Below are 14,082 nucleotides of genomic sequence, written 5' to 3'. Positions count from 1 at the left end.
GAGGATGCGATGACACAGCCATTACCGGGAGAGCGTGCCGTGAACACTGAAAATGAACTGGACATCCGTGGGTTGTTTCGGACCTTATGGGCAGGGAAGGTGTGGATTGTCGGTATGGCCCTCGTCTTTGCGCTTGTTGCTCTCGCCTATACGTTTTTTGCGCGTCAGGAGTGGAGTGCGACCGCCATTTCTGACCGACCTACGGTGAATATGTTGGGGGGCTATTACTCTCAGCAGCAGTTTTTACGTAACCTGGATATTAAGGCTAGCCTGGCATCCACGGATCAACCGTCGGTGATGGACGAAGCGTATAAAGAATTTGTCATGCAGGTTGCCTCGTGGGATACGCGCCGTGAATTTTGGCAGCAGACCGATTACTTTAAGCAACGGATGGTCGGCAACAGTAAAGCCGATGCGGCATTGTTGGATGAGCTGATTAATAACATTCAGTTTATGCCTGGTGATGCACAGCGCAACACTAATGACAGCGTGAAGCTGATTGCGGAAACGGCGCCAGATGCCAACAACCTGCTGCGCCAGTATGTGGCATTTGCCAGCCAGCGTGCAGCACGCCATCTGAACGATGAGTTAAAAGGCGCGTGGGCTGCGCGCACGGTACAGATGAAAGCGCAGGTTAAACGCCAGGAAGAGGTGGCGAAATCACTCTTTTCTCGTCGCGCTCACAACATTGAACAAGCGCTCAAAATAGCCGAGCAACATAATATTTCTCGCACTTCAACCGATGTACCTGCGGATGAATTACCGGACTCTGAGCTGTTTTTGCTCGGACGTCCTATGCTGCAGGCGCGACTCGAAAACTTGCAGGCCGTTGGTCCAGAGTTCGATCTGGATTATTTCCAAAACAGAGCCATGCTCAATACGCTGAACGTCGGTCCTACTCTGGACCCACGTTTTCAGACCTATCGTTATTTGCGGACGCCGGAAGAACCGGTAAAACGTGATAGCCCGCGCCGTGCCTTCCTGATGATTATGTGGGGCATTGTCGGGGCCTTGATCGGTGCCGGTGTCGCGTTAACCCGTCGCCGCTCGATTTAGCAATACCGTTGCAGTGAGGGGCTGGGCCCTCGCTGCCAATCCGAAGAGAATCGATGTGAAAGTACTGACTGTATTTGGCACGCGACCGGAGGCCATCAAGATGGCACCTCTGGTTCATGCGCTGGCAAAAGATCCTGATTTTGAGGCGAAAGTTTGCGTCACAGCGCAGCATCGGGAGATGCTTGATCAGGTGTTGAACCTCTTTTCCATTGTGCCTGACTACGATCTCAATATTATGCAGCCCGGTCAGGGACTCACCGAAATTACCTGCCGAATCCTTGAAGGGTTAAAGCCGATTCTGGCTGAGTTTAAACCGGATGTCGTACTGGTACATGGTGATACGACAACGACCATTGCCACCAGTCTGGCCGCGTTTTATCAGCGTATTCCTGTCGGACATGTTGAGGCCGGGTTGCGAACCGGCGATCTCTATTCTCCGTGGCCGGAAGAGGCAAACCGCACGCTGACCGGGCGTCTGGCGATGTATCATTTTGCACCTACGGAAAACTCGCGGCAGAACTTGTTACGCGAAAACATTGCCGATAACCGCATTTTTGTCACCGGCAATACGGTGATTGATGCGTTGATCTGGGTTCGCGATCGCGTACTGGCGAGCGATGAACTGCGGGCCGAACTGGCCGAGCATTATCCTTTCCTGAGCGCGGATAAAAAGATGATCCTGGTGACCGGTCATCGTCGGGAAAGCTTTGGTCGCGGTTTTGAGCAAATCTGCCATGCGCTGGCAGAAATTGCAGCGGCGAATCAGGATGTGCAGATTGTCTACCCGGTGCACCTGAACCCTAACGTCAGCGAACCGGTTAATCGCATCCTGGGTCACGTTGACAATGTGATTTTGATCGAGCCGCAGGAGTACCTGCCGTTTGTCTGGCTGATGAACCACGCCTGGCTGATCCTGACCGATTCTGGCGGTATTCAGGAAGAAGCCCCATCACTGGGTAAGCCAGTGCTGGTGATGCGCGAAACGACGGAGCGCCCGGAGGCCATTACTGCAGGCACGGTGCGGCTGGTGGGGACAGATCCGCAGCGTATTGTGGAAGAAGTCACGCGTTTGCTGCATGACGAAGATGAATATCAGACCATGAGCCGAGCCCATAATCCGTATGGCGATGGGCAAGCGTGTGGTCGCATTTTAGACGCGTTAAAAAACAATCGGATATCGCTATGAGTTTTACGACCATTTCTGTCATTGGGCTGGGTTATATCGGGCTGCCAACCGCAGCTGCTTTTGCTTCCCGTCAAAAACACGTGATTGGCGTAGATGTTAATCAGCATGCGGTGGACACCATTAACCGTGGTGAGATCCATATCGTTGAACCCGACCTCGGTGCGGTGGTGAAAACCGCTGTAGAAGAGGGGTATCTTCGGGCGACCACCAAACCCACGGAAGCGGATGCGTATTTAATCGCTGTGCCTACCCCGTTCAAAGGGGAGCATGAACCCGATATGGTGTACGTCGAAGCGGCGGCGAAGTCAGTGGCACCGGTGCTTAAAAAAGGCGCGCTGGTGATCCTCGAGTCAACGTCACCCGTCGGGGCGACCGAGCAGATGGCCGCATGGCTTGCCGAAATTCGGCCTGATCTGACGTTCCCGCAACAGGCTGGGGAACAGGCAGACGTCAATATTGCCTATTGTCCAGAGCGCGTGCTGCCGGGCCAGGTGATGGTCGAGCTGATTAAAAACGATCGCGTGATTGGCGGGATGACGCCCGTCTGTTCCGCGCGCGCCAGCGAGCTGTACAACATCTTCCTTGAAGGTGAATGTGTGGTGACTAACGCCCGCACGGCGGAAATGTGTAAACTTACTGAAAATAGCTTCCGCGACGTGAATATCGCCTTTGCCAATGAACTGTCGCTGATTTGCGCCGAACAGGAGATTAACGTCTGGGAACTGATTCGCCTGGCGAACCGACACCCGCGCGTCAATATCCTGCAACCTGGCCCCGGCGTTGGCGGTCACTGTATTGCAGTCGATCCATGGTTTATTGTGGCGCAGAACCCGCAGCAGGCGAAATTGATCCGCACCGCCCGTGAAGTCAATGATGGCAAACCTCACTGGGTTGTTGATCGGGTAAAAGCCGCCGTAGCGGATTGTCTGGCGAAGACGAACAAACGCGCCAGCGAGGTGAAAATTGCCTGTTTTGGCCTGGCATTTAAACCGAATATTGACGATTTACGTGAAAGCCCGGCGATGGGTATCGCGCTGAGTATCGCCCAGTGGCACGGCGGTGAAACGCTGGTGGTGGAACCGAATGTTCATCAACTGCCAAAAAAACTGGATGGCCTGTGTACGTTGGCGAAACTGGACGACGCACTGGTAAGCGCTGATGTGCTGGTGATGCTGGTCGACCATAATGAATTTAAAGCGATTAAAGGCGATGCGGTACACCAGCAGTACGTGGTTGATACCAAAGGAGTCTGGCGATAATGAAACGAATTCTGGTCACCGGTGGCGCCGGATTTATCGGCTCCGCGGTTGTACGGCATATCATTAACGAGACGCAGGATGCTGTGGTGGTGGTCGATAAACTGACCTATGCCGGCAACCTGATGTCGCTAACGCCGGTCGCACAGAATGACCGTTTTGCCTTTGAGAAAGTTGATATCTGCGATCGGGCTGCGCTTGACGCTGTCTTTCAACAGTATCAGCCAGACTGCGTCATGCACCTGGCGGCGGAAAGCCACGTTGATCGTTCCATTGATGGTCCGGCTGCGTTTATCGAAACCAATATTGTGGGTACCTACACCCTGCTGGAAGCGGCGCGCGCTTACTGGAACGTATTAACCGATGAGAAAAAATCGGCGTTTCGTTTCCATCATATTTCGACCGATGAAGTGTATGGCGATCTCCATTCTACGGATGATTTTTTCACTGAAACCACGCCGTATGCACCAAGCAGCCCTTATTCCGCATCGAAAGCCAGTAGCGACCATCTGGTCTGTGCCTGGCTACGTACGTACGGTTTACCTACGCTGATTACCAACTGCTCCAACAACTACGGCCCGTACCACTTCCCGGAAAAGCTGATCCCACTGACGATTCTTAACGCGTTGGCGGGCAAACCGCTGCCGGTATACGGCAACGGGCAGCAGATCCGCGACTGGCTGTACGTGGAGGATCATGCCCGCGCGTTGTATTGCGTAGCGACCACCGGGGCCGTGGGGGAAACATATAACATCGGCGGGCACAACGAGCGTAAGAATCTGGACGTAGTCGAGACGATTTGCTGTCTGCTGGAAGAACTGGCCCCCAACAAGCCACAGGGCCTTGCGCAGTACCGCTCACTGATCACCTTTGTTGACGATCGTCCTGGCCACGATCAACGTTACGCCATTGATGCGTCGAAGATTGCACGTGAACTTGGCTGGATGCCGCAGGAAACGTTTGAGAGCGGCATGCGCAAAACCGTGCAATGGTATCTGGCGAATGAGGCGTGGTGGAAGCCCGTGCAGGATGGCAGCTACCAGGGTGAACGTTTAGGTCTGAAGGGTTAATTTCCGGAGGAGGTACGCATGAAAGGTATCATTTTGGCGGGAGGTTCGGGTTCTCGCCTGCACCCCATTACGCGTGGCGTATCGAAACAGCTATTACCGATTTACGACAAGCCGATGATTTACTACCCGCTATCGGTGCTGATGTTGGCGGGGATCCGTGAAATCCTGATTATCACCACGCCGGAAGATAAAGGCTATTTCCAGCGTTTGCTGGGCGATGGCTCTGAGTTTGGCATTGAGTTGCACTATGCCGAGCAGCCAAGCCCGGACGGACTGGCGCAGGCGTTTATCATCGGCGAAACGTTCCTTAACGGTGAGCCTTCCTGTCTGGTTTTAGGTGACAACATCTTCTTTGGGCAGGGATTTAGTCCAAAACTGCGCCACGTTGCTGCCCGAACGGAAGGGGCGACGGTATTTGGCTATCAGGTTATGGATCCTGAGCGTTTCGGCGTGGTGGAATTTGACGACAATTTCCGCGCCGTCTCGCTGGAAGAGAAGCCGAAAGAACCGAAATCTAACTGGGCGGTGACGGGACTCTATTTCTACGACAGTAAGGTGGTGGAGTACGCAAAACGCGTGAAGCCTTCCGAGCGTGGAGAGCTGGAGATTACCTCCATCAACCAGATGTATCTTGACGCGGGTAACCTGACGGTGGAACTGCTCGGCCGTGGTTTTGCCTGGCTGGATACCGGTACGCATGACAGCCTGATTGAAGCGAGTATGTTCGTACAGACGGTTGAGAAACGTCAGGGCTTTAAAATTGCCTGCCTGGAAGAAATCGCCTGGCGCAACGGCTGGCTGGATGATGAAGGCGTGAAGCGTGCCGCCAGTTCTCTGGCTAAAACCGGTTATGGTCAATATCTGCTGGAGCTACTCCGTGCTCGTCCGCGGCAGTATTGAGCCGCTGAATTGGGAGAATACGTTCTTTGGCGTGAAGAGCGCCATTGTGCGTGTTGACCCGCATGCGCCGGTTCTGACTGCGGATTCGTTGCAGCCCTGGGAGCGGGTACAGGCGAAAATTCCTGCGGCGAACGCCCAAGAGTTAGATGCATTGCAGCAGCTGGGTTTCTCGCTGGTCGAAGGGGAAGTGGATTTAGCGCTGTCGGTCACGGGCGTTTATGACAATCCCAGCGCGCAGGTCGCACAAACTGCAGATATCCCGGCGTTACGTCAGCTGGCGGGGAAGGCGTTCGCGCAAAGCCGTTTTCGTGCGCCGTGGTATGCGCCCGATGCCAGCGCGCGTTTCTACGCGCAGTGGATTGAAAATGCCGTACTGGGCACGTTCGACCATCAGTGTCTCGTTTTTCGCACACAGGCTGGCGATATTCGTGGCTATGTCTCACTGCGTGAACTGAATGAGACCGACGCGCGTATTGGCCTACTGGCTGGTCGCGGTGCGGGCGCAGAACTGATGCAGGCTGCGCTGTGCTGGGCGCAGGCTCGCGGTAAAACAACATTGCGCGTGGCGACCCAGATGGGCAATATCGCCGCGCTTAAACGTTACATACAGAGCGGTGCCAATGTAGAAAGCACCGCGTACTGGTTATACAGGTGACAACATGATCCCATTTAACGCACCGCCGGTGGTGGGCACCGAGCTTGAATACATGCAGTCTGCGATGAGCAGCGGAAAACTGTGCGGTGACGGCGGCTTTACCCGTCGTTGCCAGCAGTGGCTGGAGCAACATTTTGGCAGCGCGAAAGTGCTGCTGACACCCTCCTGTACCGCCTCGCTTGAGATGGCGGCATTGCTGCTGGATATCCAGGCTGGCGATGAAGTGATCATGCCGAGCTACACCTTTGTCTCCACCGCCAACGCCTTCGTGCTGCGTGGGGCCAAAGTCGTCTTTGTCGATATCCGCCCGGATACCATGAACATTGACGAAACGCTGATTGAAGCGGCGATCACCGACAAAACCCGCGCTATCGTGCCGGTGCATTACGCGGGCGTTGCCTGCGAAATGGACACCATTATGGCACTGGCGGCTAAGTACAACCTGTTCGTGGTGGAAGATGCCGCTCAGGGCGTGATGTCGACCTACAAAGGCCGCGCGCTGGGAACAATTGGTCATATTGGCTGCTTTAGCTTCCACGAAACCAAAAATTACACCGCGGGTGGCGAAGGTGGAGCCACGCTGATTAATGATAAAAAATTAATCGAACGTGCTGAGATCATCCGCGAAAAAGGGACCAACCGTAGCCAGTTCTTCCGTGGCCAAGTGGATAAATACACCTGGCGAGATATTGGTTCCAGCTATTTGATGTCCGATCTGCAGGCCGCCTATCTGTGGGCGCAGCTGGAAGCGGCGGATCGTATCAACCAGCAGCGTCTGGCGCTGTGGCAGAATTATTATGATGCGCTGGAACCGCTGGCACGCGCCGGGCGTATTGAACTGCCTTCCATACCGCAGGATTGCGTGCAAAATGCCCATATGTTTTATATCAAGCTGCGCGATATCGACGATCGCAGTGCGCTGATCAACTTCCTGAAAGAAGCCGAAATCATGGCGGTATTCCATTATATCCCGCTGCACGATTGCCCGGCTGGCGATAAATTTGGTGAGTTTGTCGGAGTTGATCGTTACACCACTCAGGAGAGCGAACGTCTGCTGCGCCTGCCGCTGTTTTACAATCTGTCGCCGGTCAACCAGCGCACAGTGATTACGACCTTACTGAACTACTTCGCCTGATATGTCGCTTGCTAAAGCGTCCCTGTGGACGGCAGCCAGTACGCTGGTAAAAATTGGTGCGGGCCTTCTGGTGGTGAAACTGCTGGCGGTTTCATTTGGCCCGGCCGGTGTGGGGCAGGCGGGTAACTTCCGCCAGATGGTTACTGTGCTCGGTGTACTGGCGGGGGCCGGAATATTCAACGGCGTCACGAAGTACGTCGCACAGCATCATGACGATCCGGCGCAGTTACGCCGTGTGGTCGGTACCTCTTCGGCGATGGTGCTGGGATTCTCCACGCTGATGGCCGCCCTTTTTCTGCTGGCTGCAGCGCCGATCAGCCAGGGTTTATTTGGTCATACGCATTATCAAGGGTTAGTGCGGCTGGTTGCACTAGTACAGATGGGCATAGCCTGGGCGAATCTGCTGCTGGCGCTGATGAAAGGTTTTCGCGATGCTGCCGGCAATGCGCTATCGCTGATTGTCGGTAGCCTGGTGGGCGTGGTGGCCTATTATGGTTGCTATCGTCTCGGGGGTTACGAAGGTGCGTTGTTAGGGCTGGCGCTGGTGCCTGCGCTGGTAGTGATCCCCGCTGCTGCGATGTTGATTAAGCGTGGAACTATCCCACTGCGCTACCTGAAACCCTGCTGGGATAACGGTCTGGCCGGGCAGTTAAGCAAGTTCACGCTGATGGCGTTGATCACCTCCGTGACGCTGCCGGTGGCGTACGTAATGATGCGAAACCTGCTGGCAGCCCATTACAGCTGGGATGACGTGGGGATCTGGCAGGGGGTGAGCAGTATTTCCGATGCGTATCTGCAATTTATCACCGCCTCATTCAGCGTTTACTTGCTGCCGACGCTGTCGCGCTTAACTGAAAAGCATGACATTTCGCGCGAGGTCGTCAAGTCGCTGAAGTTTGTGCTACCGGCGGTTGCTGCCGCGAGTTTCACCGTCTGGCTGCTGCGTGACTTTGCTATCTGGCTGCTGTTTTCGGCTAAATTTACCGCGATGCGCGATCTGTTTGCCTGGCAGCTGGTGGGCGATGTCCTGAAAGTAGGGGCTTACGTTTTTGGCTATTTGGTGATCGCGAAAGCGTCGCTACGGTTTTATATTTTGGCTGAAATTTGTCAGTTCACGTTATTGACGGCATTTGCCCACTGGCTGATCCCTGCGCATGGCGCTCTGGGAGCAGCCCAGGCATATATGGCAACCTATGTGGTCTATTTTTCTCTCTGTTGCGGCGTATTTTTACTCTGGCGTAGGCGGGCATGACAGTACTGATTCACGTTCTGGGATCGGATATCCCTCACCATAACCAAACCGTATTGCGGTTTTTCAACGACTCGCTGGCTGCGACGAGCGAGCACGCGCGCGTGTTTATGGTTGCCGGTCAGGATGCGGGATTCAGCGAAAGTTGCCCGGCGTTATCGCTGAGTTTCTATAGCGGGAAAAAGGCGCTGGCAGAGGCGGTTATTAAGAAAGCGAAAGCGGATCGTCAACAGCGTTTCTTCTTTCACGGTCAGTTCAATACCAGCTTATGGCTGGCACTGCTGAGTGGGGGAATTAAACCCGAGCAGTTTTACTGGCACATCTGGGGCGCCGATCTGTATGAAGTCTCCAGTGGACTGAAATTCCGCCTGTTTTATCCGCTTCGTCGGCTGGCGCAAAACCGCGTGGGCTGCGTGTTTGCCACGCGGGGTGATTTGCGCTATTTCGCTGGGCTGCATCCGCGCGTGCGCGGTGAGCTGCTGTATTTCCCGACGCGCATGGATCCATCGCTCAATACGATGAGCGACGGGCGTGAACGCAGCGGGAAAATGACCATTCTGGTGGGAAACTCCGGCGACCGCAGCAATGAACATATTGCCGCGCTGCGCGCCGTGCATCAGCAGTTTGGCGATACGGTGAACGTGATTGTGCCCATGGGTTACCCTGCCAATAATGCGGCGTATATCGATGACGTTCGTCAGGCTGGGCTGGCATTATTTCGTGCAGAAAACCTGCACATTCTCAGCGAAAAGCTGGAATTTGAGGCTTATCTGGCGTTACTGCGTCAGTGCGATTTGGGCTACTTTATTTTTGCTCGTCAGCAGGGGATCGGCACCTTGTGTCTGTTGATCCAGGCCGGTATTCCGTGTGTGCTTAACCGCGAAAACCCCTTCTGGCAGGATATGGCAGAGCAAAACTTGCCGGTATTGTTTACCACCGATGAACTCAATGAAGGTATTGTGCGCGAAGCGCAGCGTCAGCTGGCCTCGGTCGATAAGAGCGCCATTACCTTCTTTAGCCCGAATTACCTACAGCCGTGGCATAACGCGCTGAAAATTGCTTCCGGAGAAACGGTATGAGCCTGATGCAATTCAGCGGTCTGCTGGTGGTGTGGCTGCTCTCCACACTGTTTATCGCCACGTTGACATGGTTTGAGTTCCGACGGGTACGCTTTAACTTCAATGTGTTCTTCTCATTGCTGTTTTTATTGACGTTTTTCTTTGGCTTTCCGCTGACCAGCGTGCTGGTATTCCGCTTCGACGTGGCGGTGGCCCCGCCGGAAATTCTGCTGCAGGCGCTGCTGTCAGCCGCCTGTTTCTATGCTGTCTATTACGTGACCTATAAAACCCGTTTACGCAGGCGAACGGCGGAAAGACCGCGTAAGCCACTGTTTACTATCAACCGCGTTGAGGCTCATCTGACGTGGATAATATTGATGGCGATTGCGCTAGTGAGCGTGGGCATATTCTTTATGCACAACGGCTTCCTGCTGTTCAGACTGCAGTCCTACAGCCAGATCTTCTCCAGTGAAGTTTCCGGTGTGGCGTTGAAGCGCTTCTTCTACTTCTTCATCCCAGCGATGCTGGTGGTGTACTTCCTGCGTCAGGACAGCAAAGCGTGGCTGTTTTTTCTGGTAAGCACTGTCGCGTTTGGCTTGCTGACCTATATGATTGTCGGCGGCACGCGCGCCAATATCATCATCGCCTTTGCCATCTTCCTGTTTATCGGCATTATTCGCGGCTGGATTTCGCTGTGGATGCTGGCGGCCGCTGGCGTGCTGGGCATTGTGGGGATGTTCTGGCTGGCGCTGAAGCGCTACGGCATGAACGTCAGCGGAGACGAAGCGTTCTATACTTTCCTGTATCTGACGCGCGACACCTTCTCGCCGTGGGAAAACCTGGCATTGTTGCTGCAGAATTACCACAATATTGAGTTCCAGGGTCTGGCGCCGATCGTGCGTGACTTCTATGTGTTTATCCCCAGTTGGCTGTGGCCTGGGCGACCGAGCATCGTACTCAATTCGGCGAACTACTTTACCTGGGAAGTGTTGAACAACCACTCGGGGCTGGCTATCTCGCCAACATTAATTGGCTCGCTGGTGGTGATGGGCGGGGCGTTGTTTATCCCGTTAGGCGCGATTGTGGTTGGACTTATCATCAAATGGTTCGACTGGCTGTACGAGTTAGGTAACCGGGAAACAAACCGCTACAAGTCGGCGATTTTGCACAGTTTCTGCTTCGGTGCCATTTTCAATATGATCGTGTTAGCACGTGAAGGACTGGATTCGTTTGTCTCGCGAGTGGTCTTTTTCCTCGTGATTTTTGGTGTCTGTTTGCTGGTGGCAAAACTGTTGTTCTGGCTGTTTGACAGTGCCGGACTGATTCATAAACGCATAAAATCGCTGCCCCGGACACAGGTTGAAGGATAGTAATGACTGATAACACCACTGCGCCGTTGTATTCACTGCGCGGATTACAACTGATTGGCTGGCGCGATATGCAGCATGCGCTGAATTACCTGTTTGCAGAAGGGCATCTTAGGCAGGGGACGCTGGTGGCGATCAATGCTGAGAAGATGCTGACAGCGGAAGATAACCCTGAGGTACGCGCGCTGATCGATGCCGCTGAGTTCAAATACGCCGATGGGATCAGCGTCGTGCGTTCCGTGCGAAAAAAATTTCCACAGGCCCAGGTTTCACGTGTGGCCGGTGCCGATCTGTGGGAGGCCTTAATGGCACGAGCTGGCCGGGAAGGAACGCCGGTCTTCCTGATTGGCGGCAAGCCGGAGGTGCTGGCGCAGACGGAAGCAAAACTGCGTACACAATGGAACGTGAACATTGTGGGCAGCCAGGACGGCTATTTTACGCCGCAGCAGCGTCAGGCGCTGTTCGAGCGGATTCACGCCAGCGGTGCGCAGATTGTTACCGTAGCGATGGGGTCACCGAAACAAGAAATCTTTATGCGTGATTGCCGCCAGGTTCATCCCGATGCGCTGTATATGGGCGTGGGTGGCACCTACGACGTCTTTACTGGCCATGTAAAGCGTGCGCCTAAAGTCTGGCAAAACCTCGGGCTGGAGTGGCTATACCGCTTGCTGTCGCAGCCGAGCCGTATCACGCGTCAACTTCGCTTATTACGTTATCTGCGCTGGCACTATACCGGCAATCTCTGATTTCCTCCCTTCTTTGGTATGTAGCGCATTCTGCTGAGTGCGCTACTTATTCACAACATAATCGCTGCTTTCTCAAACAATCTATTCATTTTTTGAATGCTTTAATTGCCATTTAAGTGATTTTAGGAAACCATTCGCAACAATCATGATAGTGCCGTGGTGTTTTGGGTGCCAACCGTCAAGCGGTCGGCGCCGTATGGCCTGTTATGGCAAAAAAACGATGTACCCATAACGATAACCGGTCATACCGGAAAGCATACAAACACAACAAGAGGATTTATGGCAGAAAGTAAACCTGAGCTACAGCGTGGGCTGGAGGCTCGTCATATCGAATTAATTGCCCTTGGGGGCACTATTGGCGTTGGATTGTTTATGGGCGCCGCCAGCACCCTCAAATGGGCGGGGCCATCAGTTCTGTTGGCCTATATTGTCGCCGGGCTGTTCGTCTTTTTCATTATGCGTTCCATGGGCGAGATGCTGTTTCTGGAGCCGGTTGCCGGTTCATTCGCGGTGTATGCCCACCGTTATATGAGCCCCTTCTTTGGTTATCTCACTGCCTGGTCGTACTGGTTTATGTGGATGGCGGTGGGGATCTCGGAAATTACCGCCATTGGCGTCTACGTGCAGTTCTGGTTCCCGGATATGGCACAGTGGATACCCGCGCTGATTGCAGTCGGGTTAGTGGCGTTGGCAAACCTGGCGGCGGTTCGGCTGTACGGTGAAATTGAGTTCTGGTTTGCGATGATCAAAGTGACCACCATCATTGTGATGATCGTCATTGGGGTCGGCGTTATCTTCTTTGGCTTTGGTAATGGCGGTCAGGCGATTGGTTTCGGCAACTTGACCGAGCACGGCGGCTTTTTTGCCGGTGGCTGGAAAGGCTTCCTGACCGCGTTATGTATCGTGGTGGCCTCCTACCAGGGGGTGGAGCTGATCGGCATCACGGCGGGTGAAGCCAAAAATCCGCAGGTCACATTGCGTAGCGCGGTAGGGAAAGTGCTTTGGCGTATCCTGATTTTCTACGTCGGCGCGATATTTGTGATCGTCACTATCTTCCCGTGGAATGAGATTGGCAGCAACGGCAGCCCGTTCGTTCTCACGTTTGCCAAAATTGGAATTACCGCTGCGGCCGGGATTATCAACTTCGTGGTCCTGACCGCCGCGCTGTCTGGCTGCAACAGCGGGATGTATAGCTGTGGTCGTATGCTGTACGCGCTGGCGAAGAACCGTCAACTACCTGCCGTTGTTGGAAAAGTCTCTCGTCATGGCGTGCCGGTTGCTGGCGTAGCGATTTCTATCGCCATCTTGCTGATTGGCTCATGCCTGAATTACGTTATTCCGAATCCGCAGCGTGTCTTTGTGTATGTCTATAGCGCCAGTGTGTTGCCGGGGATGGTACCGTGGTTTGTTATCCTGATTAGCCAGCTGCGTTTTCGTCAGGCACACAAAGAGGCGATTGCCAGCCATCCTTTCCGCTCCATTCTGTTCCCGTGGGCGAATTATTTGACGATGGCGTTCCTGATTTGCGTATTGATCGGCATGTATTTTAATGAATATACCCGAATGTCGCTGTTTGTGGGTATGGGCTTCATACTGGCTGTGACGCTCATTTATAAGGTTTTTGGTCTGAATCGGCATGGGGAAAGCCAAAAACTGGAGGAATAAGCGACAAAACGCACATTCCGTGACCAAACGGTAATTTATTTTAAAAAAGCACTAGACAGCAGACCGAGACCTCCGTAATATCCAGCCCCGCAACGGCGCTAAGCGCCCGTAGCTCAGCTGGATAGAGCGCTGCCCTCCGGAGGCAGAGGTCTCAGGTTCGAATCCTGTCGGGCGCACCATTTAGTAGGGTGCCAGAGCTGCGGTGGTTTTAATACCGCGTAAAAGATTTGCAGTGGTGGCTATAGCTCAGTTGGTAGAGCCCTGGATTGTGATTCCAGTTGTCGTGGGTTCGAATCCCATTAGCCACCCCATTAATTTAAAGTTGTGAAATGCGAAGGTGGCGGAATTGGTAGACGCGCTAGCTTCAGGTGTTAGTGTCCTTAGGATGTGGGGGTTCGAGTCCCCCCCCTCGCACCACGACTTAAAGAATTGAACTAAAAATTCAAAAAGCAGTAAAACGGCGAGTAGCGCAGCTTGGTAGCGCAACTGGTTTGGGACCAGTGGGTCGGAGGTTCGAATCCTCTCTCGCCGACCAATTTTGAACCCCGCTTCGGCGGGGTTTTTTGTTTTCTGATTTTCTCTTCTTTCAGGCACTTACACAAAGAAAGACCTGTGTGATATCGCCGCCATGTCCCGAATTACCTGATGTCTTAAAAAGTCCGAATAACTAGTTTTTGCAGTGCAATCATGGCATGCCTTGTGCAATAATATGCGTGTAGATGCTCATTCCATCTCTTAT

At 53.8% G+C, this 14,082-nt stretch carries 12 protein-coding genes and 4 tRNA genes; all 16 read left to right on the top strand.

All coding sequences use genetic code 11. The features are described 5' to 3' along the window. Positions 1 to 9 precede the first annotated feature (9 nt). The 16 genes from wzzE to FDW88_RS17680 all read left to right on the top strand — a co-directional run bounded on the left by wzzE (position 10) and on the right by FDW88_RS17680 (position 13,878). A complete protein-coding gene (gene wzzE / locus FDW88_RS17755; RefSeq protein ID WP_137363071.1) occupies positions 10 to 1,056 on the top strand; it encodes an ECA polysaccharide chain length modulation protein in 1,047 nt (348 codons plus the stop codon). Positions 1,057 to 1,111: 55 nt separating this feature from the next. Beyond that, complete coding sequence (gene wecB, locus FDW88_RS17750) at positions 1,112 to 2,242, top strand: non-hydrolyzing UDP-N-acetylglucosamine 2-epimerase (RefSeq protein WP_096758945.1); 1,131 nt, start codon at positions 1,112 to 1,114, stop codon at positions 2,240 to 2,242. Next, positions 2,239 to 3,501 carry a UDP-N-acetyl-D-mannosamine dehydrogenase gene (gene wecC / locus FDW88_RS17745; RefSeq protein WP_137363070.1) on the top strand — a complete coding sequence of 421 codons (1,263 nt, stop codon included), beginning with the start codon at positions 2,239 to 2,241 and terminating at the stop codon, positions 3,499 to 3,501. Before wecB ends, wecC begins: the two co-directional genes overlap by 4 nt. Further along, positions 3,501 to 4,568, top strand: coding sequence for a dTDP-glucose 4,6-dehydratase (gene rffG, locus FDW88_RS17740; protein WP_137363069.1), 1,068 nt, complete (start codon positions 3,501 to 3,503; stop codon positions 4,566 to 4,568). The genes wecC and rffG overlap by 1 nt, the downstream gene beginning before the upstream one ends. 18 nt (positions 4,569 to 4,586) lie before the next feature. Further along, on the top strand, positions 4,587 to 5,468 hold the full coding sequence (gene rfbA / locus FDW88_RS17735; RefSeq protein WP_137363068.1) for a glucose-1-phosphate thymidylyltransferase RfbA: 882 nt from the start codon (positions 4,587 to 4,589) through the stop codon (positions 5,466 to 5,468). Next, positions 5,446 to 6,123 (top strand): dTDP-4-amino-4,6-dideoxy-D-galactose acyltransferase, encoded by a 678-nt coding sequence (rffC, locus tag FDW88_RS17730; RefSeq protein ID WP_137363077.1) that lies wholly within the window; start codon positions 5,446 to 5,448, stop codon positions 6,121 to 6,123. Before rfbA ends, rffC begins: the two co-directional genes overlap by 23 nt. Positions 6,124 to 6,127: 4 nt before the next feature. Next, positions 6,128 to 7,258 (top strand): dTDP-4-amino-4,6-dideoxygalactose transaminase, encoded by a 1,131-nt coding sequence (gene rffA / locus FDW88_RS17725; protein ID WP_137363067.1) that lies wholly within the window; start codon positions 6,128 to 6,130, stop codon positions 7,256 to 7,258. 1 nt (position 7,259) lies between these two features. Next, positions 7,260 to 8,510 carry a lipid III flippase WzxE gene (gene wzxE / locus FDW88_RS17720; RefSeq protein WP_137363066.1) on the top strand — a complete coding sequence of 417 codons (1,251 nt, stop codon included), beginning with the start codon at positions 7,260 to 7,262 and terminating at the stop codon, positions 8,508 to 8,510. Continuing rightward, positions 8,507 to 9,586, top strand: coding sequence for a TDP-N-acetylfucosamine:lipid II N-acetylfucosaminyltransferase (locus FDW88_RS17715; protein ID WP_115259852.1), 1,080 nt, complete (start codon positions 8,507 to 8,509; stop codon positions 9,584 to 9,586). Before wzxE ends, FDW88_RS17715 begins: the two co-directional genes overlap by 4 nt. Beyond that, positions 9,583 to 10,935 (top strand): ECA oligosaccharide polymerase, encoded by a 1,353-nt coding sequence (gene wzyE / locus FDW88_RS17710; RefSeq protein ID WP_096758937.1) that lies wholly within the window; start codon positions 9,583 to 9,585, stop codon positions 10,933 to 10,935. The genes FDW88_RS17715 and wzyE overlap by 4 nt, the downstream gene beginning before the upstream one ends. Before the next feature lie 2 nt (positions 10,936 to 10,937). Beyond that, a complete protein-coding gene (wecG, locus tag FDW88_RS17705; RefSeq protein ID WP_137363065.1) occupies positions 10,938 to 11,678 on the top strand; it encodes a lipopolysaccharide N-acetylmannosaminouronosyltransferase in 741 nt (246 codons plus the stop codon). Positions 11,679 to 11,957: 279 nt separating this feature from the next. Further along, complete coding sequence (locus FDW88_RS17700) at positions 11,958 to 13,343, top strand: amino acid permease (protein WP_137363064.1); 1,386 nt, start codon at positions 11,958 to 11,960, stop codon at positions 13,341 to 13,343. 102 nt (positions 13,344 to 13,445) lie between these two features. Beyond that, positions 13,446 to 13,522: transfer RNA gene (locus FDW88_RS17695), tRNA-Arg, on the top strand. Between the two features lie 56 nt (positions 13,523 to 13,578). Next, a tRNA-His gene (locus FDW88_RS17690) sits at positions 13,579 to 13,654 on the top strand. A gap of 20 nt (positions 13,655 to 13,674) precedes the next feature. Beyond that, positions 13,675 to 13,760 (top strand) — tRNA-Leu (locus tag FDW88_RS17685). 41 nt (positions 13,761 to 13,801) lie between these two features. After that, positions 13,802 to 13,878, top strand: a tRNA-Pro gene (locus FDW88_RS17680). Positions 13,879 to 14,082 lie beyond the last annotated feature (204 nt).

The sequence above is a fragment of the Citrobacter sp. wls829 genome (assembly GCF_005280825.1).
Classification (GTDB): domain Bacteria; phylum Pseudomonadota; class Gammaproteobacteria; order Enterobacterales; family Enterobacteriaceae; genus Citrobacter; species Citrobacter gillenii.
This window is presented reverse-complemented; position numbering and strand designations above follow the sequence as displayed.